Source organism: Cohaesibacter intestini (assembly GCF_003324485.1).
GTDB lineage: Bacteria > Pseudomonadota > Alphaproteobacteria > Rhizobiales > Cohaesibacteraceae > Cohaesibacter > Cohaesibacter intestini.
Map to the genome: position 1 here is coordinate 692,251 of NZ_QODK01000001.1, position 24,473 is coordinate 716,723.

20 protein-coding genes are annotated in these 24,473 nt (G+C 57.4%); 15 read left to right on the forward strand and 5 right to left on the reverse strand.

What is annotated here, in order from left to right:
* Positions 1-16: 16 nt before the first annotated feature.
* From DSD30_RS02870 to DSD30_RS02880, 3 genes are read right to left on the reverse strand one after another with little or no spacing between them, the layout of a single operon-like run.
* Positions 17-544 carry a DUF2301 domain-containing membrane protein gene (locus DSD30_RS02870; protein WP_114008070.1) on the reverse strand — a complete coding sequence of 176 codons (528 nt, stop codon included), beginning with the start codon at positions 542-544 and terminating at the stop codon, positions 17-19.
* Between the two features lie 25 nt (positions 545-569).
* Positions 570-965 (reverse strand): MmcQ/YjbR family DNA-binding protein, encoded by a 396-nt coding sequence (locus DSD30_RS02875; protein ID WP_114008071.1) that lies wholly within the window; start codon positions 963-965, stop codon positions 570-572.
* 13 nt (positions 966-978) lie between these two features.
* On the reverse strand, positions 979-2,541 hold the full coding sequence (locus DSD30_RS02880) for an ATP-binding protein (RefSeq protein WP_114008072.1): 1,563 nt from the start codon (positions 2,539-2,541) through the stop codon (positions 979-981).
* 368 nt (positions 2,542-2,909) lie between these two features.
* Between DSD30_RS02880 and DSD30_RS02885 the strand changes: the two genes are divergently transcribed.
* The 13 genes from DSD30_RS02885 (at position 2,910) to DSD30_RS02945 (ending at position 17,117) form a co-directional block, all read left to right on the forward strand.
* Complete coding sequence (locus DSD30_RS02885; RefSeq protein WP_114008595.1) at positions 2,910-3,644, forward strand: pyrimidine 5'-nucleotidase; 735 nt, start codon at positions 2,910-2,912, stop codon at positions 3,642-3,644.
* A 344-nt stretch (positions 3,645-3,988) separates the two neighbouring features.
* Positions 3,989-4,762 carry an enoyl-CoA hydratase gene (locus DSD30_RS02890; RefSeq protein WP_114008073.1) on the forward strand — a complete coding sequence of 258 codons (774 nt, stop codon included), beginning with the start codon at positions 3,989-3,991 and terminating at the stop codon, positions 4,760-4,762.
* 437 nt (positions 4,763-5,199) lie between these two features.
* A complete protein-coding gene (gene rpsT, locus DSD30_RS02895; RefSeq protein ID WP_114008074.1) occupies positions 5,200-5,466 on the forward strand; it encodes a 30S ribosomal protein S20 in 267 nt (88 codons plus the stop codon).
* Positions 5,467-6,241: 775 nt separating this feature from the next.
* Entirely contained in the window at positions 6,242-6,688 is a 447-nt protein-coding gene (locus DSD30_RS02900) for a rhodanese-like domain-containing protein (RefSeq protein ID WP_198662798.1), read from the forward strand.
* Between the two features lie 274 nt (positions 6,689-6,962).
* Entirely contained in the window at positions 6,963-8,378 is a 1,416-nt protein-coding gene (gene dnaA, locus DSD30_RS02905) for a chromosomal replication initiator protein DnaA (protein ID WP_245418333.1), read from the forward strand.
* Between the two features lie 262 nt (positions 8,379-8,640).
* A complete protein-coding gene (gene dnaN / locus DSD30_RS02910) occupies positions 8,641-9,759 on the forward strand; it encodes a DNA polymerase III subunit beta (protein WP_114008075.1) in 1,119 nt (372 codons plus the stop codon).
* 137 nt (positions 9,760-9,896) lie between these two features.
* Positions 9,897-11,084, forward strand: coding sequence for a DNA replication/repair protein RecF (gene recF / locus DSD30_RS02915; protein WP_114008598.1), 1,188 nt, complete (start codon positions 9,897-9,899; stop codon positions 11,082-11,084).
* Between the two features lie 50 nt (positions 11,085-11,134).
* Complete coding sequence (gene alaE / locus DSD30_RS02920) at positions 11,135-11,539, forward strand: L-alanine exporter AlaE (RefSeq protein WP_114008076.1); 405 nt, start codon at positions 11,135-11,137, stop codon at positions 11,537-11,539.
* 51 nt (positions 11,540-11,590) lie between these two features.
* Positions 11,591-12,034, forward strand: coding sequence for a c-type cytochrome (locus DSD30_RS02925; protein WP_114008077.1), 444 nt, complete (start codon positions 11,591-11,593; stop codon positions 12,032-12,034).
* 175 nt (positions 12,035-12,209) lie between these two features.
* Positions 12,210-14,639: a DNA topoisomerase (ATP-hydrolyzing) subunit B gene (gene gyrB / locus DSD30_RS02930; RefSeq protein WP_114008078.1), complete on the forward strand. Its 2,430-nt coding sequence runs from the start codon at positions 12,210-12,212 to the stop codon at positions 14,637-14,639.
* A 12-nt stretch (positions 14,640-14,651) separates the two neighbouring features.
* Positions 14,652-15,077, forward strand: a complete 426-nt coding sequence (locus tag DSD30_RS02935) for a cupin domain-containing protein (RefSeq protein WP_114008079.1) — start codon at positions 14,652-14,654, stop codon at positions 15,075-15,077.
* Between the two features lie 362 nt (positions 15,078-15,439).
* Positions 15,440-16,537: a ribosome small subunit-dependent GTPase A gene (rsgA, locus tag DSD30_RS02940; RefSeq protein WP_245418334.1), complete on the forward strand. Its 1,098-nt coding sequence runs from the start codon at positions 15,440-15,442 to the stop codon at positions 16,535-16,537.
* Positions 16,527-17,117 (forward strand): chloramphenicol phosphotransferase CPT family protein, encoded by a 591-nt coding sequence (locus tag DSD30_RS02945; RefSeq protein ID WP_114008080.1) that lies wholly within the window; start codon positions 16,527-16,529, stop codon positions 17,115-17,117. Before rsgA ends, DSD30_RS02945 begins: the two co-directional genes overlap by 11 nt.
* A 50-nt stretch (positions 17,118-17,167) precedes the next feature.
* Here DSD30_RS02945 and DSD30_RS02950 read toward each other — a convergent pair whose 3' ends face one another.
* Complete coding sequence (locus DSD30_RS02950; protein WP_114008600.1) at positions 17,168-18,142, reverse strand: quinone oxidoreductase family protein; 975 nt, start codon at positions 18,140-18,142, stop codon at positions 17,168-17,170.
* Between the two features lie 224 nt (positions 18,143-18,366).
* Between DSD30_RS02950 and DSD30_RS02955 the strand changes: the two genes are divergently transcribed.
* A complete protein-coding gene (locus DSD30_RS02955; RefSeq protein ID WP_114008081.1) occupies positions 18,367-20,694 on the forward strand; it encodes a PAS domain-containing hybrid sensor histidine kinase/response regulator in 2,328 nt (775 codons plus the stop codon).
* A 179-nt stretch (positions 20,695-20,873) separates the two neighbouring features.
* Positions 20,874-21,845: a l-ornithine N(alpha)-acyltransferase gene (olsB, locus tag DSD30_RS02960; protein ID WP_245418335.1), complete on the forward strand. Its 972-nt coding sequence runs from the start codon at positions 20,874-20,876 to the stop codon at positions 21,843-21,845.
* 93 nt (positions 21,846-21,938) lie between these two features.
* On the opposite strand, the gene DSD30_RS02965 is transcribed toward olsB, so the two are convergent.
* On the reverse strand, positions 21,939-24,275 hold the full coding sequence (locus DSD30_RS02965; protein ID WP_114008082.1) for an NADP-dependent malic enzyme: 2,337 nt from the start codon (positions 24,273-24,275) through the stop codon (positions 21,939-21,941).
* Positions 24,276-24,473: the final 198 nt, after the last annotated feature.

Below are 24,473 nucleotides of genomic sequence, written 5' to 3' on the forward strand. Positions count from 1 at the left end.
GCTCAACCGCTCAGCCTCAGACTTCATATTTGGTCTTGTCGCCGATGTCGAAATGCAGCGGCATCCGCCACTTGGCGACTGCGGTGACCAGAAACAGCAAGGCAGACAAAGCGGCCAGTCCCTGAACAACCATCGGGGCGGTAAGGGTGGCATTGAGAACCAAAGCCAACCAAAGGGCGGCCAGCAGGAAAGGCTGGGCGCGCAGGCCCGGCACCCGGAAGCAGAAATATTCCTTGAAGCACAATCCACCCAGGGTGACGAAAGCGCCCCCAAGTCCGAAAAGCGGAAAGCCAAAAATGGCGCAGATGAGTCCGCCCCATGTCGCAGCCTGAAGAATCAGCCGAAAATTCTTCATATAGATATGGAGACTGCTGGCACAGAGCATGGCGGCAAGGAATGTGAGCTGTTGTGCGGGTATGCCTGTTTCCACTTCCCACGGCAAAAGCAGGATGGCAGGGGCAGCCAGCGTGAAGCCAAGCCGATAGGCAATGACGGTCACATAGTCGAGCCAATCCATTTTCGATTTGATATGCGGGTCGGCCAATTCGGCCTCCTTTGGGTCTCGAAATTTAAAGGCTGATGCCCAGCTCTGCGCGCAGTTTCTTGGTCAGCTTTGCGGCAATGATGTCGTAGGCGGCATCCAGATGCAGCCGGATATCCGCGTCGTCCATGACATCAGGGCGGGTCAGCTGCACCCATTTGGCCCGCGCAAGATAGGGGGCAGGAGTGATCCCGTCTTGTTCAGGCAACAACTCATATGCCAGATCGGAGCATTTGAAGCTGATCGGCTGGAAGCCGGAAGGGACCGGCTCGATATCAGAATCCACGTCATCGGCTCGGGTCCAGTTTGAGCAGATCGCGAATATCTTTCCGCCAACCTTCCATACTGACGCCCCGCCCCACTGGATGACATGGCTGGTGCCCGGCTTGCTGCCGCAATAAGCATCAAATTCGTCTCGTGTCATCGGTGTCTCCTAGCTAAAGCGACAGGATTTTCTGGACGGCCTGCACCGGGGCATTCTTCTTGGGTGCCGGGCGATCCTCTTTTGGCAGACGCACCTCGAAATGCGCACCCGGAGCACGATCAAGCAGGCGGATGGTGCCCCCGTGGGCGCGAACGAGCTCGGCCGAAATAGCCAGCCCAAGCCCGGTACCACCGCTTCGAACCGAACCCTGAAATGGCTTGAACAGGGCCGCCTTGGCCCGCTCTGGCACACCCGGACCGGAGTCGGACACTTCGATCACAGTCTCGTTGTCCTCTTCAAACGCCCGCAGTTCCAGACGACAGATCACCGAACATTCCGCCTCATTGCGCATCACATCGGCCGCATTGCGGCACAGATTCATCAACACCCGGAACAATTGCCCGGGATCGGCATAGGCCTCCATGCTGTCGGGAATGTCGTTGATGAAGGTCACGCGGCCATCGGGTTGCAGGTCAAGAAAGTCGCGCAAATCCTCTCCCACCTGATGGAGCCGCAGCAAGCGTTTTTCCGGCGGGGCCTCTTGAGCCTTGCCGTAGGACAGGACCGCACCGGAATAATCAACGGCCCGGTCAAGGGCGCCCATGATTTTCGGCACCACCCGTTGGACAGTGGGGTCATCAAGCATCGACAGGCGATCGGAAAAGAGCTGGGCCGAGGCGAGAATGTTGCGCAAATCATGGTTGATCTTGGAGACTGCGAGACCGAGATCGGCCAGACGGCGCTGTTTTTGCAGGGTTTGGGCGAGAATCATTTCCATCGCCGAGAGCTGCTGTTCGGTCATGCCGATCTCATCATGTCGGCCCGATGGCTTGATCACCGCATTGACATCTTCCGGGTCTGCGGTGAAGCGCGCCATATTGCCAAGCAGGCGCAGGATGGGCCGCACCAGAAGGGCGCGCAGTGACAGATAGACCAGCCCGGCCGTCATGGCAGAAATGGCGAGCGACAACAACAGGATGTTGATCGAGAAGGCGATCATGGCATTGCGCAGGGGCGTTTCATCAAACACCATTTCAATGAGACCAATGCCATTCTTGCTTTGACCGACCACCCGGATGGTTCGCCCTTCCCCCCACAGCAGGGTGTCAAAGGCGGCCAGCACGGTTTGGGTCGGCCGCATGCTGCGGATATCATCGTCCCGATTGATCTGGCCGGGCATGTCAACCATGGCTAACAGGCGCCGCTGGCCATCACTTCTGAGCGCCAGGGTCTGCACATCCAGCCGCTCGAGCAACTCGGCTTCCAGTTTTTCATCCATCAGGTCGGTCGAGGCCTTGGAATAGATCAGGGCGGCCACTTCCGCAACTTCGAGCTTGCGGACCAGCCAGTCGACGCGAAACTTGGATATGGACGGGACGAAAATGAGGATTTCGCTGAGCATGACGAACAGAATTGTCAGCAACAGCAGCTTGGAGGAGAGACCAAAGGCCGGCCGCCGGCCCTGCAGACGCGTGGCCGGGTTGTCTGCCTGTGTCGCAGCGGAGGACGGCAGGGCAGTTTCTTCCTGCCCCATGCTGACATTATCCGAGATTTCGTCGCTTCTGCCTTCACTCATGCCCACACTCACATGCACTTTTGCACTCTGTCTTCGGATGCTCAATCAAGGGACTCTTCAATCCCCCGCTCGCCCCCGAGCTCCACCCTGACGGTCGACAAGACCGCCCGATACTTCAAGGCAAGGCGGTTGCATTGCCTCTCGGCTCACTCCATATAGGTCTATCTATGCGATGTTGCGACAGGCTTTGGCAAGTCGCAAGCTTCATCGACACCCAACTGTGCGTTTCACCGCGCGTCGATGAAACCCGATCGCAAGGATGCAGCTTGCTATGTTGCTCTTTGCGTGAGATCGTCTGACCCCAGCTCTGTTTCCCACTGACCCGACTTTCCACTGGCCAGTTGGAACCGACCCAAATGGATATCTGCATGCAATCCGCCTTGCCTTACGGCGCCAACAGCCTTTCCGACTTTTCCGACATCGACAACTGGATCTTTGATCTCGACAACACGCTTTACCCACGCCATATCGATCTGTTCAAGCAGATGGAAGTGAAGATGAGCGATTATGTTTCGCGGTTGCTCGATATATCGGAAGAAGATGCAACGACCTTGCGCAAGGGCTATTACAAGCAGCATGGCACCACCCTGCGGGGGCTGATGATCGAGCATAATATCCATCCGGACGATTTCCTCGAATATGTCCACGATATCGATCACAGCGGCGTCGTGCCGGATCCATCGCTGGCTGAAGCCATCTGCGCCCTGCCCGGCAAACGCTATATCTATACCAACGGCACCCACAAACATGCGGTGAAAGTCGCCGAACGACTGGGCATCACCGAATATTTCGACGATATTTTCGACATTGTCTGGGCGGGTCTCGACCCCAAACCCAACCGTCCGCCCTATGAGAAGCTTTTGGCTCAGACGGGGCTGAATCCGCATCGGGCCGCAATGTTCGAGGATCTGGCCCGCAATCTCAAGGTGCCGTTCGACATGGGCATGAAAACCGTGCTGGTGGTGCCAGACCGGACGCGCGAGGTGTTCCATGAAAGCTGGGAAGCCAAGGGCAGCGAAGCGCCGCATGTGGGCTATGTGACGGAAAATCTGGGCCATTTTCTGTGGGACATGCTCGATGCCATTGGCCGCAAGCCGGGCTAGAACCAGCCTAGATCCGGTCCAGAACTGGCCCAGAACTGGCCAAAACTGGCTTGCCCTTGGTGGTGGGTCGAATGGCGAGCTTGACGACACGGCCCATCGCAGAGAGAACCAAAGTCGATGTGACAGCTTACGTAAAAGGCTTGCACTGACTCTTCGGCTCCGTTAGCCATAGGGTCACACAGACGCATTTCGATTGTGACGCATGATCTTTTCACTCATGATGGGAACATCCAGAGGGGTGCTGCGTTACAATCTGATATTTGCGCATACGAGATTTGGCTCCTTGGTCGCGTCCGCTATTGTGCGGACGAGGCAATAGGGGCTCCATTTTGCCGGAGGGACTGATGGCTTATGAAACAATCCTTGCTGAAACCCGTGATGGCGTTGGCCTGATCACGCTCAATCGTCCGCAGGCGCTCAATGCCCTGTCGTCCGAGCTGATCGCCGAGGTTTCAAACGCCCTTGACGGCTTTGAGGCGGACAGCAAAGTCGGTGCGATCGTCATCACCGGGTCGGAGAAAGCATTTGCAGCGGGTGCCGACATCAAGGAAATGTCCGAGATGGGCTATATGGATGCCTATCTCAACGACTTCATCACCCCATGGGATCGGGTTGCCCAATGTCGCAAGCCGGTGATTGCAGCGGTGGCTGGCTATGCTCTGGGTGGCGGCTGTGAGCTGGCCATGATGTGTGATTTCATTCTTGCGGCAGACACGGCCAAATTCGGCCAACCGGAAATCACGCTTGGCGTGATGCCCGGTGCCGGTGGGTCTCAGCGTCTGACCCGCTTTGTCGGCAAGGCAAAGGCCATGGATATGTGCCTGACCGGTCGCATGATGGATGCCGAAGAGGCGGAACGGTCCGGCCTTGTCTCACGCATCATCCCGGCAGGAGATCTGCTTGAGGAAGCGCTCAAAACCGCGCAGAAGATTGCCGACTTCTCGCTGCCGATCGTCATGATGACCAAGGAAAGCGTCAACCGCTCCTATGAGACGACCCTGACCGAAGGTCTGCGCTTTGAGCGCCGTCTGTTCCATTCGATGTTTGCCACCGAAGATCAGAAAGAAGGCATGGCTGCTTTCGTTGAGAAGCGCAAGGCACAATTCAAGGACCGCTAGGGCGCGCTGACCCTACGTTGATTTGAGACGGATCCGCGCCTCTGGCCGGGTCCGTTTTCGCCTCTCAAGGACTGGTGACTGACGCCAGAGAGATCGGGAATACCGGTTGAAGGGAAGGGGCGAGAGGCTCGAAAGTACCCGAAGGATGCCTGCCACGGGCCATTTTGGCCGATTTCTGCCTTCCGCATGAGTCATTTCGGTTGACGCCCCAGCCAAGTTTGACTATAAGCGCGATCCATTGGGCGGCCTTTGAGTGCCGCCTTTTGTTGTCGGCGCCCTCAGAATTTGGGCGCCCTTTTCGAGAAAAGCAAAACGCAACCCCGTTTTGTCAGGTTTGCTGCTCGTCCTTCCGGGCCCGTACAGGTTTGAGGGCTGATGTGATGCAGCGGCGCGAGCGTCCCGAGACTGGGGCGCAGATCAGATAAGGAATAGGCTCAATGGCCAATACTGTTTCCGCCAAGAAGGCAACCCGCAAAATCGCACGCAAGACCGCTGTCAACAAAGCGCGTCGTACCCGTGTTCGTTCCTACCTGCGCCTGGTTGAAGAAGCCATTGCCGCTGGTGAACAGGCTGTTGCCAGCGACGCACTGCGCAAGGCTCAGTCCGAAATGATGCGTGCTGTTGCAAAAGGCGTGTTCCATAAAAACACCGCTTCTCGCAAAATTTCCCGTCTGTCCAAACGCGTCAAGTCTTTGGCTGCTTAAGACGGTTTTGGAAATCAGAAGCCCGGTTGATGCCGGGCTTTCTTGTTTTCAGCCATACAACCTGTCGCCTATTCGTCACAATTCCTAGTGGGAATTACGTAAGCGATGATGCATGTTCCTCTTTTGGTCTCGTTGGCAAAAGAGCATGTATTACAGAGTCTTAGCGCCATCTCTTGGTGGCTGAAACATGACGGACGATTCTCTGCCAAGGTCAAGACTGGCGCGGCAAAAAAAAGTTTACACCGCTTCTCTGTGGCCTTTTGTAACAGTTTGCTGACAGAAGGCATGGAGTCGCAATGAGATAGGCAGGGTCAAGCGGATTTGCTGAAAAGTGCGAATTTTTTTTCGGCGCAGTCGCGACAAAGAATCTTGTCTTGGGCTTCTTGCACGCTTTTCCAAGGCTGTGTATGGTTTTTTAACTGCAAGATTAATGGTTGCCAAATAGATAAGCAAAAGCTGCTCGCCTGAGATCTTTCACAGATCCTGCTTGGTGCTTTTGAAACAACGACCGGCAACCACTCCTGCAAAGAATGACACCACTTTCTTCCCGGATTTTCCGGTTTCGACATCCTCTGAGTTGGTCTGTCGTCAGCTTTGTCTGACTTCCGCCTGACCGAGGTCTGGATTGGTTGGTGAAGGAGCGGTGATCCGTCTTGTATGCGGGCTTGCAGATGCCGGACTGATGCTGGTGCGTCAGGGTACGGTGGACCCAAGTTTAAGTGAGTATTGTCTGTTGGTCAGGGGTACCAGCTGCTGGGACCTCAAGAGGTGTGGTTTGTCTGTAAGTGAATTGGAAAGCTATGCTGGTGATGTCGAGGTCCGGACGGTCTGGCATCAGTTGGCAGAGAATGAAACGGCTTTGCTGATCGACGTGCGCACCCATGCGGAATGGTCCTATGTCGGGGTTCCGACTTTTGAGGATCCAAACCGCGAAGTTTTGCTGGTTGAATGGGTGTCCTACCCTTCGATGCAGGGCAGCGGCGACTTTGCCGAACGCCTTGAGGCAGAGCTGGCAAAGCGATCAATCGACAAGAAGGCGGCGTTGTATTTCCTTTGCCGTTCGGGAGTTCGCTCCCGACATGCGGCAATGGTGATGACACCGCGATGGGATGGGCCCTGCTACAATGTCGAAGCCGGATTCGAAGGGGATCTGGACGAGGCACAGCACCGGGCCACTCGCAATGGCTGGAAGCAGGCGGGCCTGCCATGGCGTCAATTCTAAGGCCGATATTCAGGGAAACCCGCATTGCGGGACTGCCCTGATTGTCATAAAAACAGGAGCTCTGTCGCAGTCGAGAGAATGAGAAAGACTCGTCAGGATTGCGGCTTGTCAAAGACCTTGCTGCGTTTTGCGGCTAATAGGCTAGACAAAAACTAGGCTAGAAAAAGACATGAGAATGCAGCAAATGGCCACGAAGGAAAATGTTGACATGGAGATGGGTGCGGCAGCTCATCAGTCTTTTCCAGGGGCAGACTCCCAACAAGAGGAGCCTTCGGTGAAAGTGGGCAAAGAAGACTGGGAACGAGTCAAAAAGAGATTGCAGGCCGAGTTGGGAGAAGACGTCTTCTCCAGCTGGTTTGCCAGCGTTGAGTTGGAAAGCGAACAGAATGGTCTTGTGACCCTGTCCGTTTCCACTCGCTTCCTGAAATCGTGGATCCAGTCCCATTATGGGGATCTTCTGATGGCTTTGTGGCGCGAGGAATGCGAGCAGGTTCGCCGCATTGACCTCTATGTGCGTGGTGCGGTTCGTCCAAAACCTGTCGCAGCCAAACAGCAGCCACAGCAGGCCGATGCAGCCGCCAAGGATGGCGGCTTTGCGCGCCCACAGGGCGGTATGGCGGCAATCGACGATCAGGATCATGGGGGCGGCTCCCCTCTTGACCCGCGCCTGACCTTTGACACCTTTGTTGTTGGCCAGTCCAACACGCTGGCCCATGCGGCCGCCAAACAGGTGGCAATGGCCCAGCCCGGTCAGCCGGTTTCTTTCAATCCCCTGTTCCTGCATGCCTCCGTTGGCCTTGGCAAAACCCATTTGCTGCAGGCGATCGCATGGGAAGCAAAGAAATCCAATCCGACCGCCAAGGTGTTGTATCTGACCGCCGAACGCTTCATGTATAGCTTCGTGCAGGCGCTCAAGAGCCAGTCGGCGCTCGATTTCAAGGATACCCTGCGCGACATCGACATTCTGCTGATCGACGACTTGCAGTTCCTGCAGGGCAAGAGCATTCAGCAGGAATTCTGCCACACCCTGAACAGCCTGATTGATGGCGCACGTCAGGTGGTGGTGGCTGCCGACCGTCCGCCGGTCGAACTGGAAAGCCTTGATGAGCGTGTCCGCTCGCGTCTGGCCGGTGGCTTGGTCAGCGAATTGCAGCCGCTTGAAAAAGAGCTGCGTCGCTCGATTCTGGCGGATCGTGCCACCAATGCCTCGCGCCGCGATCCCAATCTGGCGATTCCCGAACTGGTGCTGGATCATGTGGCCGGTATCATCCGCTCCAATGGTCGTGATCTGGATGGTGCCTTCAACCGCCTGATGGCGCACAATCAACTGACAGGGGCGCCGATCTCGATCGAGATGGCCGAGCAGGCCCTCAAAGATCTGATCCGCTCGAAAGAGCCGCGCCGCATTCGCATTGAAGACATCCAGCGGGTGGTTTCCAAGCATTATAATGTCTCGCGCTCGGATCTGTTGTCCTCGCGCCGGACGCGCACCATCGTGCGTCCGCGTCAGATCGCCATGTATCTGTCCAAGATGCTGACCCCACGCTCGCTGCCAGAAATTGGCCGCCGGTTCGGTGGTCGTGACCACACCACCGTGTTGCATGCGGTGCGCAAGATCGAGGAGCTGGCAGGGTCTGATAATGCGCTGCAGCAGGAAATCGAAATGCTGAAGCGGAATATTTCCGAATAGGCTTTCGGTATTTGCTTTAGAATCGTGGAGAAAAGTGAGGGGATCGCGCGGGAATCGCGCCGATCCCCTTGCCATATCACGTCAATCGGGTCAAAGTTGCTTCCCCACCAGTCAACCGATCGTGGTTTCGCACGTGCGTTCATGCTGTCGGATTGCAAGGCTTCACATGAGGCGCGCACTGCAGATCTGCTGATCGGCGCGACCATTTGAGGGGCTTCGTGGGGATGCGTTAGTAAATTAATATTGCAGGGAGATTTCGGATATGAAGGTCACTCTTGAACGGGCAACTCTTCTGAAGTCACTGAACCATGTCCATCGGGTCGTTGAACGCCGGAACACCATTCCCATCCTTTCGAATGTGCTGTTGCGCGCCGAGGGCGGTGACCTGATTTTCAAGGCGACCGATCTGGATCTCGAAGTGCTGGAAACGGCGCCTGCCATGGTCGAAATTGGCGGTGCGACCACCGTGCCTGCCCATATGCTCTACGACATTGTCCGCAAGCTGCCCGATGGCTCGGAAGTGACGCTGGAGACCAATGAAGACCAGACCGCTTTGGCGATTGTCGCTGGCCGGTCCCACTTCACCTTACAGGTTTTGCCGATCACCGACTTCCCGGACATCACGGCAGGGGAATTTTCGCATACATTCTCGATTCCTGCTCTGGATCTGAAACGGTTGATCGATCACACCCAGTTTGCGATCTCGACCGAGGAAACCCGCTATTATCTCAATGGCATCTATGTCCATAGCCTTGATCTGGCAGGCGTTTCCACCCTTCGCGCAGTGGCCACCGACGGCCACCGTTTGGCACAGGCCCAGATGCCAGCACCTGAAGGTGCGCAAGGCATGCCTGGCGTGATTGTGCCGCGCAAGACGGTGCTGGAAGTCCAGAAGCTGATCGAAGATCCGGAAGCCAACATTGCGGTGGAACTGTCCGAGACCAAGATCCGCCTGACCATCGGTCCGGTTGTTCTGACTTCCAAGCTGATCGACGGCACCTTCCCTGACTATGAAAAGGTCATTCCGAAGGGCAATGACAAGGTGATGAAGGTCGAGAATGGGGTCTTTGCCCAGTCTGTCGACCGCGTGTCGACCGTCTCCAACGAGCGCGGCCGCGCGGTCAAGCTGAGCCTTGAAGAGGGCCGTCTGGTGCTCTCCGTTTCCAACCCGGATTCAGGCACAGCGACTGACGAGGTGCTGGTTGATTATGCGTCCGAACCGATGGAAATCGGCTTCAATGCCCGCTATCTGCTCGACATCACCAACCAGCTGGAAAGCGACCAGACTTGCTTCCGTCTGGCGGATTCAGGCTCACCGACCCTCATTCATGATGAAGGCAATGACAGCACCCTCTATGTGCTGATGCCGATGCGTGTCTAGGGTAAAGCCCTTGATGATGGACAATGAGGGCGCAGTTTGCGCCCTTTTTGACTCCTGACCTTTTTTGGAAGTGTGACCGTGACGGGATGAAAGAGCCGCTTGCAATGACAGGCATCAAGCCAAATCACGAGGACGGTATGTCCGAGACCTCAGAAGCCATCGGTGGGGCTGTCTCGAGCGTGGACCGGATTGTTGCCTCCTCGGTCACCCTGTCAGACTTTCGCAACTACACGTCCCTATCTTTGCCGCTCAGCGGTCGTCATGTGGTGCTAACCGGGGCCAATGGCTCGGGCAAGACCAATTTGCTGGAAGCCATTTCCTTTCTGTCGCCTGGACGCGGTCTGCGCCGCGTTGCCTATCCGGACATTGCCCGGGAAGGGGCGTCGGGCAGCTGGGCAGTCTCCGTCGCATTGAGCACCCCCTATGGTGACGTCAAGCTCGGCACGGGCTTGCAGCCGGGGCCCGACGGCAGCTTGCAGCGACGGATCCGGATCAATGGCGCCCCGGCGCGCTCTGCCGAAGCGATGGCCGAGCATGTCAGCGTCTTGTGGCTGACACCGCAAATGGACAGCCTGTTTACCGGGGCGGCGTCCGAGCGGCGCAAATGGCTTGACCGGATGGTGCTGGCCATCGACAAGGGCCACGGGGCGCGGGTCAACGCGTTTGAGAAAGCCATGCGCCAGCGGAATCGACTGCTGGAAGACAGCCCGAATGAACGGGTCTGGCTCGATGGCATCGAAGGGCAAATGGCGGAATATGGTTCGGCCATTGCCACCGCGCGGGCTGAAATGATTTCGTTCCTGAATCGATCCCTGACAATCCTGCATGGAACAGAGGCCAAATCAGCCTTTCCGAATGCGCTTTTGGCGCTGGAGGGTCTGTTGGAGGTGGAGGCCTTCAATCGCCCGGCCATTGACAGCGAAGAGCATTATCGCAGCCTGCTGGCCAAGATGCGCCACAGGGATCGGGCCGCAGGGCGGACGCTGGAAGGACCGCATCGCTCGGACCTCTTGGTCCGTCATGGGCCGAAGGATATGCCGGCGGCCAAATGCTCGACCGGCGAGCAGAAGGCGTTGCTGCTGGGCATTGTGCTGGCTCATGCCCATCTGGTGGCGGAACGGCGCGGCCGAACTCCGCTGGTGCTGCTCGATGAAGTGGCGGCCCATCTTGATGAGAGCCGCAGGCTCGCCCTGTTCGATTTGTTGGATCGGCTCGGATGTCAGGCCTGGGTGACGGGAACCGATGACGCGGTCTTTGCTCCGCTGGGGGACCGAGCCGAGCGGTTCCATGTAGAGATGGGTATCGTGGAAAAAGTCAGCGCCTGAATGGGTCATACAGAGTGGAAAGACAGGTGCAAAGCACCTATAATTGCCGCATGAAACGTCTTATCGTCGACACTTCCGTCACCATTTTGTTTTTCACCGTGGTGGCCAGTTTTACCGAGCTGGTCATTGCCGGAATGCCGCTTGAAACCGTCCTGCTGACCCGACTGGTGATGATGCCTGTTATGATTCTGACCGGTCGGCCTTACGGCCTTTACCGCGATTGGTGGATGATGAGGGTCCCTCCGGGTTCCACAAACATGCGAACCATCCTAGACATCATCGCATTCTTGAGCTTTCAAGTCCCTGTTTATGTTGCTACATTGCTCTTTGCTGGTGCCCAGTGGAGTGCAATTGTTACTGCAGTCAGTTCGGCTTTGCTCCTGATGGTGCTTGTCAGTCGTCCGTTCGGACTGGTGCTTGACTTTGCCCGTCGCAAGGCTGGTGTTGCTGTCTAGGCAGATACACAGATGACATAGACAAGCAAGGCATGGATCGAGGGAAGAAGCATGGTCAAGAAAAGGCGCAAATGGCGGTTTTCCAACTCGCCCAACAGTCTCATCATCATGGTTCTGTCGGTCTCGGCTCTGGTGATGCTGTGGATCGGCGGTGGGCCATTTCTCAATCCGCGCGAGGCCGATGACAGCGTTCTCAAAAGTGGTCTCAACAGCGAAGAAATCCGCAGGGCCGGGCACAGGCTCTATAATGCCCAATGCTTGAATTGCCACGGGGTGAATGGACGCGGTACCAGCTTTGGCCCACCCCTCGTCCATGGTCTTTACGAGCGCTCCAAATTGCCGGATCGGGCCTTCCTGCAGGCGATCTTTTATGGCACGCCGCAGAAGCACTGGTCCTATGGTCCGATGGAACCGCTTGAGGGGATCAGTCAGGTCGAGGCAGCACAGATTCTGGCCTATATCCGGACCCGTCAGGACGCTTTGAAAAACCGCTAATTTCCGCCCGCTACGCCGCCTTTTGGGGCAGCTTTCACATTCCGTCTGCAAACTCTCCACAATGGCCCCGAACAAGTGAGCTTTGCGAGGGGTTGAGGGGCTCGTGGAGTTGAATGCGGCGCGAAACAACGTATAAGTGAAGGGTTAGTTCCCAGCCTAAGGATGACTGATTCGCATGAGCGATAACCAAGTTGACAATAATGGCGCAGACTATGGCGCAGACTCCATCAAAGTGCTCAAAGGTCTGGATGCAGTTCGCAAGCGTCCGGGCATGTATATCGGTGACACCGATGATGGTTCGGGCCTGCATCACATGGTCTATGAGGTGGTCGACAATGCCATCGATGAGGCACTGGCGGGCCATGCCGATCTGGTCACCGTCACGCTGAATGTCGACGGTTCTGTCACCGTCACCGACAATGGCCGCGGTATCCCGACCGATGTGCATCAGGAAGAAGGCATCTCAGCGGCTGAAGTTATTATGACCCAGCTCCATGCGGGTGGTAAATTCGACCAGAATAGCTACAAGGTGTCCGGTGGTCTGCATGGCGTCGGTGTCTCGGTGGTGAATGCGCTGTCGACCAAGCTGGTTTTGCGCATCTGGCGCAATAACTTGGAACACGAGATTGAGTTTTCCCACGGGGACGCGGTTGCTCCGCTGAAGGTCAATGGCCCGGCCAATGGCAAAAAGGGCACCGAGGTAACTTTCTATCCAAGTGATCAGACCTTTACCCATATCGAGTTCAAGTTTGCGACGCTGGAACACCGCCTGCGCGAACTGGCTTTCCTCAATTCCGGTGTGCGCATCCTGCTGTCGGACAATCGCGGGCCGGATCCAGTGTCCGAGGAAATGCTCTATGAAGGCGGTCTGGAAGCGTTTGTCCGTTACCTCGACCGCACAAAAAAGCCGCTGATCGAGGCGCCTCTGGCCGTCACCGCCGAGAAAGACGGCATCACGGTGGAAGCCGCCTTGTGGTGGAATGACAGCTATCATGAGCATGTGCTCTGCTTTACCAACAACATCCCGCAGCGCGATGGCGGCACCCATTTGGCCGGTTTCCGCGCCGCTCTCACGCGGCAGATCACCTCTTATGCGGAAAGCTCCGGGCTGCTGAAACGCGAGAAGGTCAACCCGAGCGGTGATGATTGCCGTGAAGGCCTGACATGCGTGCTGTCGGTCAAGGTGCCGGATCCGAAATTCTCTTCCCAGACCAAAGACAAGCTGGTCTCCTCGGAAGTGCGCCCGGTCGTTGAGAATCTGGTCAATGCGGCCTTGAGCGAGTGGCTTGAGGAAAATCCTGCAGAAGGCAAGATGATCGTCTCCAAGGTGGTGGAAGCTGCCGCCGCCCGTGAAGCAGCGCGCAAGGCGCGCGAGCTGACCCGCCGCAAGGGCGCGCTTGATATCGCGTCCCTGCCGGGCAAGCTGGCCGACTGTCAGGAACGCGATCCTGCCAAGTCAGAATTGTTCCTGGTGGAGGGTGATTCCGCAGGTGGTTCGGCCAAACAGGGCCGATCCCGCGCCAATCAGGCCATCCTTCCCTTGCGTGGTAAGATCCTCAATGTGGAACGCGCCCGCTTTGACAAGATGCTGTCCAGTCAGGAGATCGGCACGCTGATCACCGCTCTGGGGACCGGCATCGGGACCGAAGAGTTCAATCTGGAAAAACTGCGCTACCACAAGATCATCATCATGACTGATGCTGACGTCGATGGCGCGCATATTCGGACCCTTTTGTTGACCTTCTTCTTCCGACAAATGCCGGATCTGGTCGAAGCTGGTTATCTCTATATTGCTCAGCCGCCGCTTTACAAAGTCAAGCGCGGCCAGTCCGAACAATATCTGAAAGATGAGCTGGCCTTTGAGAATTATCTGATCGATGCAGGCATCGATGAAGCGGTGGTGACCACAGGGTCGGGCGTGGAACGTGCTGGCCCGGATCTACGATCTTTGCTGGATGAAGCCCGTCATTTCGGTGCCGTTCTGAACGGCCTGCACTCTCGCTATAGTCGCTCCGTTGTCGAGCAGGCGGCGATCAGCGGCCTGTTTGACAGCTCTACCTCGGAAAGCCCTGAAACCACCCAGGAAGCACTGGCCCGGGTCTCGCGTCGCCTTGACCGGGTGGCCGAGGAAACCGAACAGGGATGGAGCGGCCATGTCGAAGAGGATGGCAGCTATCGCTTCGAGCGCGAAGTGCGCGGCGTCAAGGAAGTGGCCTTCCTCGATACGGCGTTGTTGCAATCTGCCGATGCCATCAAACTCAACAGGCTGGGCAGTGAACTCAAAGAGAATTTCGACTATGGCACCGTCATGCGTCGCCGCGACAAAGAATATGTGATTTATGGTCCGATGTCGCTGCTCAATGAAGTCTATACCCTCGGGCGCAAGGGCATTTCCATGCAGCGCTACAAGGGTCTTGGCGAGATGAATGCCGAGCAGCTTTGGGAAACAACGCTCGATCCGGAAGTTCGCACCCTGTTGCAGGTCCGCGTGCAGGAAGCCGACGATGCTGATGACATTTTTGCCAAACTGATGGGCGACGATGTCGAACCACGCCGCAACTTCATTCAGGACAATGCCCTGAATGTTGCCAACCTCGATATCTGACGGGGCTCGGGCGTGACCAATGCCAAGGACATCATAGCCGCCCTTGAGATGCAACCGCATCCCGAGGGCGGCTATTTTTCTGAGACCTTCCGGGATGGTGACGGTCCGGAAGGACGCGGCCATTCCACCGCCATCTATTATCTGCTGGAAGCGGGAGACCGGTCCCACTGGCACCGGGTGGATGCCACCGAGATCTGGTTCTGGCATGGGGGCGCGCCCCTGTTGCTGCGGCAATCAGCGGATGGCAAAGGGTCGGAAAGCCGGACATTGGGGCCGAATATTCTGGCCGGTGAACGTCCCCAAATCATCGTGCCGCGCCACCATTGGCAATCGGCTGAAAGCCTTGGGGACTGGACGCTGGTCAGCTGCACGGTCGCGCCGGGTTTCGTATTTGACGGCTTTGAGATGGCGTCTCCCGATTGGCAACCGGGCCAATAGAAGCCCGGCTTAACTTCGAGCCGCCCGCAGGACCGTTCCTTGTCCTTCACGCCACAGTGTGTCCCCGCCTATAGACTGCAGAATGGTGCATAAGCGGACGGGGCTTGAACGGAACAATCTTGTCAAAAGCCACGCAAGCTGCCTAAGATGCGCTGTCCCGATGGTCATCCATGCCTAAGATCGGCAAACCGTCCGGTCCAACAGATCGACACAGCAACCCAACCCAACAAGGAGGAAGATTATGGATCGCTTAACTTACCTCCGGGCAATGGCTGTCTGATGATAGTCCTGATCTTGCCTGGACCCACCGGCCCTGCCGAAAGGCTTGCGCCGTCGATGATCTTTTACCCATAGGCAAGACAATGATGTCTTTTGAAGACTTTCTGGGCAAGGCACCTGCCCCCAAGGCCGGTCGGAGCTTGTCCGATCTGGGCTTTGGCAGCCATTTCACACGCCAACTCGAACTTGACGAGTTGGAGACCCTGACCCCCTATCGCATCAGTGAAATTCAACGCTCCGTCGTGGTTGGCATGGGGGCAGCAGAGACCCGCACCCTGCGCACACCGCACAAAGTGCCGACCTCGGCCTTTGGTGTCGGAGACTGGGTGCTGGCGGATCATACCGACCAGATCACCCGTCGCCTTGATCCCTATAGTGCACTCATTCGCCGGGCGGCAGGCACCGATGTGTCTGAACAGATCATGGCGACCAATGTCGACGTGCTGTTCATCGTCACCTCCTGCAATGACGATTTCAATCTGGCGCGTCTGGAGCGGTTTCTGGCGCTGGCCAAGGATGCCGAGGTGGATTCGGTGATCCTGATCACCAAGGTGGATCTATGTGACGAGCCTGACAGCTATCTCGATCAGGCCCGTGGCCTGATGAAGGGACTGGAGGTCATGGGGTTGAATGCCAAGGACGAGCATGCGGTGGAGCAATTGTCGCCCTGGTGTCGCCGAGGCAAGACCATCGCCATGGTCGGCTCCTCCGGTGTTGGCAAAACCACCTTGCTGAACGGTCTGACCGGTCGGGAAGATGCCACCCGGGCCATTCGCGAAGACGATGCCAAGGGACGGCATACCACCACCTACCGGTCACTGCATCCGACACTCAACGGCGCATGGCTGGTGGATACGCCGGGCATTCGCGCCCTGCGGCTGCATGAAAAAAGCACCGGCATCGAGCAGGTATTCGACGATATTGTTGACCTGGCCAGCCGCTGTAAGTTCAATGATTGCCAGCATGAATCCGAGCCGAAATGCGCTGTTCAGGCGGCCATTGAAGCAGGAGAGCTGGAACCGGAACGGCTCGATCGCTGGCGCAAATTGCAGGCCGAGGACAATCGCAACAGCGAAAGCATTGCTGAAAGCCGCAAGCGCACCCGCGCCTTTGGCAAGATGGTGAAATCGGCAATTCAGGAAAGCGAACGGGCCAAGGGACGGCATCGGGATGGCGACTGAGACAGAGACTGAGACTGGGACGACACCAAGCCAGATCCTGTTACTGCATGGTGCGTCTTCCTCAGGCAAATCGACATTGGCAAGGGCGCTGCAAAGCGCCCTTCCTTTGCCTTTCTGGCATATTTCCATCGACCATTTGCGGGATTCCGGCGTTCTGCCCAGCGCCCGCTTCAAGGCTGGCGATTTTGACTGGCGGGCCGCCAAGCCGAAATTTTTCGATGGCTATCACCGCAGCCTCGCCGCCTATGCCGAAGCGGGCAATCATCTGATAGTCGAGCATATTCTTGATCAGGAGGGCATGTTCGAGCAGCTGGTGACGCTGTTCGCGCCCTTTGATGTCTATTTCGTCGCGCTCCATTGTCCGCCCGATCTGCTGGCCGAGCGGGAGCGTTTGCGTGGAGACCGCCCTATTGGCATCGCGGTCGCCGACTATCACAGCATCCATCAGGGTCGGGACTATGATTTAGAGGTCGAGGCCCTTTGGCCGCTTGATCAACAGGTGATGGCGGTGATGGAAGGTTGGGCAACGCAAAAAGGCCCATCGGTGTTTCGACGGGCCTTTCAAATGCGGTCTCAATAGCCAATATATGGCCAAAATCAGTCATCGTTACGACAACGACATGATTTCCCTTATGGGATCAGGATCAATGATCCGGTGGTCTTGCGGGCTTCGAGATCCGCATGGGCCTTGGCAGCATCGGCCAGCGCATATTCAGCTGGCGGGGTGATCTTGATGCCACCTGAGGCCAATGCCTCAAAGAAATCACCACTGGCGGCAGCCAGGTCTTCCGGCGTGGAAATGAAATCATAAAGGGTCGGGCGGGTGACCATCAGCGAGCCCTTGGCCCCGAGAATACCAAGATTGACCCCTTCCACCGGCCCAGACGCATTGCCATAGGAAATCAGCAGTCCGCGCGGTCGCAGGCACTCGAGGCCGTCCATGAAGGTATCCTTGCCAACCCCGTCAAAGACCACGGGCAGCTTCTCGCCTCCGGTGAATTCCAACACCCGTTCCGGAACCGATTCGGTGCGGTAATTGATGACGCAATCGCAGCCCAAGCTCTTGGCCAGTTCGGCTTTTTCCTCTGAACCGACCGTACCGATGACTTTGGCTCCGAGCGCCTTGAGCCACTGGACCGCCAGGGAGCCGACCCCACCGGCAGCAGCATGAAACAGCACGGTCTCCCCCGCTTTGACCGGATAGATCTGACGGATAAGATATTGCACTGTCAGGCCCTTCAGCAGGGAGGCTGCCGCATCCTTGGAGGAAATCGAGGTGGGCAACAGCACGGCCACCTTTGCGTCGATCACGTGATGGGTGGCATAAGAGCCCATCGCACCGGAGCAATAGGCAACCCGGTCGCCTGCCTTGATATGAGAGACCCCTTCACCGACCGACTGGACAATGCCCGCAGCCTCGCGGCCCAACCCAGAAGGCCATTGTGGGACTGGATAAAGGCCGGAGCGGAAATAGACGTCGATGAAATTGACACCAATGGCATCATGACGGACCAGAATCTGGCCCGGCGCGAGCGCAGGAATGTCCCGTTCAACCAGCTTCATCTGGTCCGGTCCACCGGTGGCTTCGATTTCAATGCGGGACATTGTGCTCATGGCTTCCTCCATTGGCTTCATGACTGAGCGGTCCACTAACCTATGCAGCCTGACAGAAAATGCAATGGTAGAATCCAGCAGCCGGTCCTTTTCAGACCGTTCGTTCCACTTGCCTCTACGCTCAGCAGGCATAGCGGGCCAATTCGCACAACTGGAAAGACTTTGGTCACCGCCTTGTGCTAGAAAGTTCGAAACGTCACCATCGGTAAGAATTCATGCGTGCCCAGCCTTCCCACTCCCGACAGGATCAGCCCAAGCCATCAAGACGCCTGCGTCCCGTGCTGCTTGCATCTGGCTTTCTGGCGCTGGCCATCGGGGCCTTTGCCTTGACCCTGACGGGTCCTTGGATCTGGCTGGGAGCAAGCCTCTGGGCGCTGGCTGGGATGATTTTCATTGTGCATCTGGTCGGCGCAGTGGGCAATCCAACACGACAACCGGACAAGGAAGCCCATCTTCAGCAGCAATTGAAGGAAATCGACCTACAATGCGAGCATTTGCAGGACCAGAATTGGGAATTGCGTGAGGCGGAGCAGAAATATCGCACCCTGCTGGATCGGCAGGACGATATCCTGCTGCATCTCGATGACAACGGGCATATTCGCTATGCCAATGATGCTTTTGAGCGGTATTTTGAGGCCAATCTCAGCCATTCACCGTTTCTTCCCGATCCCGCCAGCGGCCAATTGGTGACCGACGAGGGGGATGACCCTCACACCGGGGGACGGCATGAAGGGGAACCCTTATGGGAGCGGCAAATGCCGACCAAACAGGGCGACACCTGGTTCCGCTGGACCGAAACCCTGATGCGCACCAATTTGCGTCAAGGGGGTGGAGACGGATTGCGCCTGCTGATTGCCCGCGACATCACCGCCTACAAACGGATGGAAGCTGCGAGCGAGGCCAAGTCGCGCTTTCTGGCGACCATCAGTCACGAAATGCGTACCCCGCTGAATGGCATTATCGGCATGGCCAATCTGCTGGATTCGACACCATTGTCTGCCGAGCAAAGCAATTACAATCAGGCTCTGCGTCAATCGGGTACCGCATTGCTGGCGCTGGTCAATGATGTGCTGGATCTGTCGCGGATCGAGGCGGGAAAGCTCACCTTGCGGTCTGAATGGACCTCGCCGGCCCGGCTGATGGAGGACGTGCTGGAGCTGCTGGCTCCGGATGCGCAGGAGAAGGGCTTGTCGGTCGCTTCCTGGGTCGGACAATCGGTGCCCGACAAGATGCTGATCGACCCGGTGCGGGTGCGGCAGATATTGGTTAATCTGCTTGGCAATGCGATCAAGTTCACGAACGAGGGCGCAATCAACCTGTCGCTCGACTGCGAAGGTCCCTTGTTGGACGGGGAGCAGGCAACGCTGCTTTTGTCGGTCCGCGATACCGGCCCCGGCATCAGTGAGTCCATGATTTCACGGCTGTTCGAGGAATTCGAGCAGGCGGATCAGTCCACCACCCGCCCCCATGACGGAGCGGGGCTGGGTCTGGCGATTTCCCGACGTCTGGCCCGGTTGATGGACGGTGATATTGATCTGGTCAGTAGGGTCGGCAAAGGATCCACCTTCACCCTGCGGCTGAAGGGTGATTGGCTGACAGGCGACGAACAGGATGCGGTCACCACGGACACCGGCGATGGTCACCCCCCTGTTGCGCCGCAGGAGGCGGTGTCTCTGCGCGGCCATCAATTGGTCGGCATTGACCTGACACAGGCCGACAGCCGTGCGCTCTATGCCTATTGTCAGGACTGGGGCATCGATTTTCATCCCTTCAGCCTTGAAGACTGGCAGCAAACCGGCACTGGCATGACCCCGGACCACCTGCTGATCAATGGGGCCGAGCCGGACAAGGTTGCCTGCATATTGGCAGGATTCGATCCTTTGCGGGGCGGCAGCCTGACACGGCCCTTGCCGCAAAGCCGGATCATCCTGCTGGAGCCGGGAGAGCGGCGTGTCATTCCGCAAATGCGCGACAGTGGCATCACCGCCTATCTGGTCAAGCCAGTGCGGCAAAGTTCGCTATATCAGTCTCTGCTGGGGCATCCTGCCTTGCGGGCCCATCCCGATTTTCCTGACCAAACGGACCAGACCAAACGGACCGACCAGGCTGGAGGGGAAGAGACTCTTGCCCCTCCAGCCGCAGCGGCGCACATCTTGTTGGTCGAGGACAATGAAATCAACGCCTTGCTCGCCAGCACGGCGCTGCAAAAGGCTGGCATGACCATTTCCATGGCCAAGTCCGGGGAGGCGGCCCTTGAGCTATATGCCTCGGGGGCACAGTTTGATCTGGCACTGCTTGACCTGCATATGCCGGATATGGATGGCATCACCCTGTTTGATGCGCTTGAATGTCGGGACGCGGCGCTTGGCCGCTCGATCCCAAAACTGGCTTTCACTGCTGACGCGCTGGAGGAAACCCGACAACAATGCCTCAACCATGGCTTTGGCGACTTCATCGTCAAACCCGTCGAGCCGGACACCCTTGTCGAGATCATCCGCAAAAGCCTTGGTCAGGGCGGAAGCCGTCACAATTCTGTGCTTTAGGGATGCTATCGCTCCGCGAAAAGCAGCAACAACCAGTTTGCTTGCCTCGGTGACGGACATGGGCGACCATTTTGACACAAATAGTTGCAGACATCCCGAAAACAAGGCACAAATCTGATAGCGAAGCGCCGTCACCGCGAATCAAAAATGAAATGACGGAATGAAGGGGAAACGACCCAATGGCGATGCTGGACAAAGAGCTCTCAGCCTTCCCTAATGGTGCGCAGAATGGCAAATCCTCGTTTATGACGCCCGACTTGCCAAAGAAGATTCTCGCAGCCCTCAGGCGCAATCGCCTGCGTGATGGTCGACCAATCAGCTCGATGCCGATCACGCTGGGACGGGTTGGCTCGCTGGAAATTCGCCTCGCACAGACCGAGGGGGAAATCCGCAAGGCCCAACGCCTGCGTTACAAGGTCTTCTACAAGGAAATGGCGGCCAAGCCCGACAGTCACACCAAATTCACCCGTCGGGATGCGGATGCGTTTGATGCCATTTGCGATCATCTTCTGGTGCTCGATCATGAACCACCAAAGAAGAAGTTCCGACGCCAGGAACCACGTATCGTTGGCACCTATCGCCTGCTGCGACAGGAAATGGCCAATCTCTATGGTGGCTTCTACTCGGCCAACGAGTTCAACATCCAGCCAATTCTTGATGCCCATCCCGAGCATCGTTTTCTGGAGCTTGGCCGCTCCTGCGTGCTGAAGGATTATCGCACCAAACGCACCATCGAACTGCTCTGGCAGGGCATTTGGGCCTATGTCCAGATCCACAAGATCGATGTGATGATCGGCTGCGCTTCCCTGTCCGGAACGGATCCGAAAGAACTGGCCGAGCCGCTGACTTTCCTGTCCAAGGTGGGCAAACCTCCCAAAGACTGGAAAGTGGAAGCCTGGCCGCATATCCGCGTGCCACTGGCTCAGGCAGACCCGGACGCAATCAATGACAAGCAGGCGTTGCGTCAGCTGCCGCCGTTGCTCAAGGCCTATATGCGCATTGGCTGCTACTTTGGTGAAAGCGCCATGGTGGATCACCAGTTTGGCACCACCGATGTCTTCATCATCATGCCTATCGAGAATATCGATCCGAAATATGTGCAGCATTACAGCACATCCCATGTGCAGGATGCGGTTGCGCAACATAACTGAGGGCATGCCTCAATCCGGTGCTACGACACACAAAAGGCCGCTCGAACGAGCGGCCTTTTTTATTTTTGATCTCATGGACCGGTATGCCTGACATCAGGATCCGAGATTGTAGGCGGCAAGGGCTGCCATATTGACAATCTCGACGTCGGTCGCACCAAGCGGCAAGATCTGCACCGGCTTGTCGAGGCCGACCAGCAGCGGACCGAGAAGGGTCGCACCGCCCAACTCCTGCAGCATCTTGGTGGAGATGGAGGCTGCGTGGAAGGCAGGCATGACCAGCACGTTGGCCGGTTCCGACAGACGACAGAACGGATAGGCGGCCATCAAGTCGCCATTCAGAGCGACATCGGCAGCCATTTCTCCATCATACTCAAAATCGACGCGGCGACGATCGAGGATACGCACCGCATCGCGCAGATTGTCCGAGCGCTCCCCTTCCGGATGACCAAAGGTGGAATAGGCCAGCATGGCGACGCGCGGCTCAATGCCGAGCTTGCGGGCAACACCGGAGGCTTCCTCGGCAATGTCGGCCAGCTCTTCAGCGGTCGGCATGTCGTGGACGGCTGTGTCGGTCACCAGCACCGTGCGATCCTTGCAAAGCGCAATCGTCACACCGACCACCCGATGGCCGGGCCGCGGGTCGATGACCTTCTGGACATCCTCGAGCACGACGGAATAGTTCCTCGTGACACCGGAGACCATGGCATCGGCATCGCCCATGGCAACGATGGACGCAGCAAAGATGTTGCGGTCACTGTTCACCATGCGCAGACAGTCGCGATAGAGATAGCCCTTGCGCTGCAGGCGACGATAGAGATTGTCGGCATAATCCTCGACGCGGGTCGACAGGCGGGCATTGACCAGTTCGATCCCCGGACGGTTGATTTCGATGCCCGCTTCCTCGGCTCGTCTGCGAATTTTGTCGTCACGCCCGACCAGCACCGCTGTGCCGAGCTCTTCATTGACGAAGGACACCGCTGCGCGGATGACCTGCTCCTCCTCACCCTCGGTGAAGACCACCCGGCGCGGATTGCGGCGCACCCGGCTATAGACGCGCTGGAGCGTGGAGGCGAGCGGGTCCCGACGGGCACTCAATTGCTGGGCATAGGATTGCAGATCGACCAGCGGGCGGCGCGCCACACCGCTTTCCATGGCAGCGCGGGCCACGGCCGGTGGAATCGAAGAGATCAACCGCGGATCGAACGGCACCGGAATGATATAGTCCGGGCCAAATTTCGGCCGATTGCCCTGATAGGCGTGAGCGACTTCGTCGGGCACATCCTCACGGGCGAGATCTGCCAAGGCTCGGGCAGCGGCGATTTTCATCGCGTCGTTGATTTCGGTCGCCCGCACATCAAGCGCACCGCGGAAGATGTAAGGGAAGCCAAGCACATTGTTGACCTGGTTGGGATAGTCCGAGCGACCGGTGGCGACAATCGCGTCATCGCGCACGGCCTGTACCTCTTCCGGGGTGATCTCCGGATCCGGGTTGGCCATGGCAAAGATGATCGGATTGGGTCCCATGACGGCAACCATCTCCGGCGTCAGCGCGCCCTTGACGGAGACGCCGAAGAAGACGTCGGCCCCTTTCAGGGCTTCTTCCAGAGAGCGGGCATCGGTCTTGACCGCGTGCGCCGACTTCCACTGATTCATGCCTTCCTTGCGGCCCTGATAGATGGGACCCTTGGTATCACACAGAATGACATTCTCGTGGGGCACACCCATCGCCTTGATCAGCTCGATGCAGGCGATGCCAGCGGCACCGGCGCCGTTACAGACCAGCTTGATATCCTTGATGTTGCGGTTGGTCAGGTGCAGCGCGTTGAACAGACCGGCGGCGGCAATGATCGCCGTGCCATGCTGATCGTCATGGAAGACCGGAATATCCATGACTTCCTTCAGCTTCTGTTCGATGATGAAGCATTCCGGCGCCTTGATGTCTTCAAGGTTGATGCCACCGAAGGACGGTCCAAGATGGCGAACCGCTTCGATAAAGACATCCGCGTCCTGAGCATCCACTTCCAGATCGATGGAATCAATGTCGGCGAAGCGCTTGAACAAAACGGCCTTGCCTTCCATCACCGGCTTGGAGGCCAGCGCCCCCAGATTGCCTAGGCCAAGAATTGCGGACCCGTTGGAAATCACGGCCACAAGATTGCCGCGCGCGGTATAGTCAAAGGCGGTTGAGGGATCTTCGGCAATCGCGCGAACGGGGGCCGCCACGCCGGGCGAATAGGCCAGCGACAGATCGCGCTGAGTCGCCATCGGCTTTGAGGCCACGATTTCGATTTTGCCGGGACGGCCTTTTTGGTGAAAAATCAGCGCTTCTTCGTCGGTTACGGAAACGCCTGCCTTTACATTGTCATCACCCACTGTGTACTCCTCCGGTCTTGATGCACCCGTTGTGCAAGCGGGCACTGGTCCTCCCATTTTCGAGATTCTACTTGCAGATTTTCGAAAATAGTATCACTGGCAGTTATGCACATTAACGCGTCATGGCCAACTAACAATCTGGCTATTTGGCCCAGTCTGTGGTCTCGGTCCTTGAGGATTGTTAAGTTGCCGCAATCCGTACAAAACAGAGTCGCCCTGACAACCACATTATTGAAAGCCTCAAACAGGAAGTCC

Coding starts and splice junctions, on each gene's coding strand:
- DSD30_RS02875 (WP_114008071.1), bottom strand. CDS start 965: ATGACACGAGACGAATTTGATGCTTATTGCGGCAGCAAGCCGGGCACC.
- DSD30_RS02880 (WP_114008072.1), bottom strand. CDS start 2,541: ATGAGTGAAGGCAGAAGCGACGAAATCTCGGATAATGTCAGCATGGGG.
- DSD30_RS02885 (WP_114008595.1), top strand. CDS start 2,910: ATGCAATCCGCCTTGCCTTACGGCGCCAACAGCCTTTCCGACTTTTCC.
- DSD30_RS02890 (WP_114008073.1), top strand. CDS start 3,989: ATGGCTTATGAAACAATCCTTGCTGAAACCCGTGATGGCGTTGGCCTG.
- rpsT (WP_114008074.1), top strand. CDS start 5,200: ATGGCCAATACTGTTTCCGCCAAGAAGGCAACCCGCAAAATCGCACGC.
- dnaN (WP_114008075.1), top strand. CDS start 8,641: ATGAAGGTCACTCTTGAACGGGCAACTCTTCTGAAGTCACTGAACCAT.
- recF (WP_114008598.1), top strand. CDS start 9,897: ATGTCCGAGACCTCAGAAGCCATCGGTGGGGCTGTCTCGAGCGTGGAC.
- alaE (WP_114008076.1), top strand. CDS start 11,135: ATGAAACGTCTTATCGTCGACACTTCCGTCACCATTTTGTTTTTCACC.
- DSD30_RS02925 (WP_114008077.1), top strand. CDS start 11,591: ATGGTCAAGAAAAGGCGCAAATGGCGGTTTTCCAACTCGCCCAACAGT.
- gyrB (WP_114008078.1), top strand. CDS start 12,210: ATGAGCGATAACCAAGTTGACAATAATGGCGCAGACTATGGCGCAGAC.
- rsgA (WP_245418334.1), top strand. CDS start 15,440: ATGATGTCTTTTGAAGACTTTCTGGGCAAGGCACCTGCCCCCAAGGCC.
- DSD30_RS02945 (WP_114008080.1), top strand. CDS start 16,527: ATGGCGACTGAGACAGAGACTGAGACTGGGACGACACCAAGCCAGATC.
- DSD30_RS02950 (WP_114008600.1), bottom strand. CDS start 18,142: ATGTCCCGCATTGAAATCGAAGCCACCGGTGGACCGGACCAGATGAAG.
- DSD30_RS02955 (WP_114008081.1), top strand. CDS start 18,367: ATGCGTGCCCAGCCTTCCCACTCCCGACAGGATCAGCCCAAGCCATCA.
- olsB (WP_245418335.1), top strand. CDS start 20,874: ATGGCGATGCTGGACAAAGAGCTCTCAGCCTTCCCTAATGGTGCGCAG.
- DSD30_RS02965 (WP_114008082.1), bottom strand. CDS start 24,275: ATGGGAGGACCAGTGCCCGCTTGCACAACGGGTGCATCAAGACCGGAG.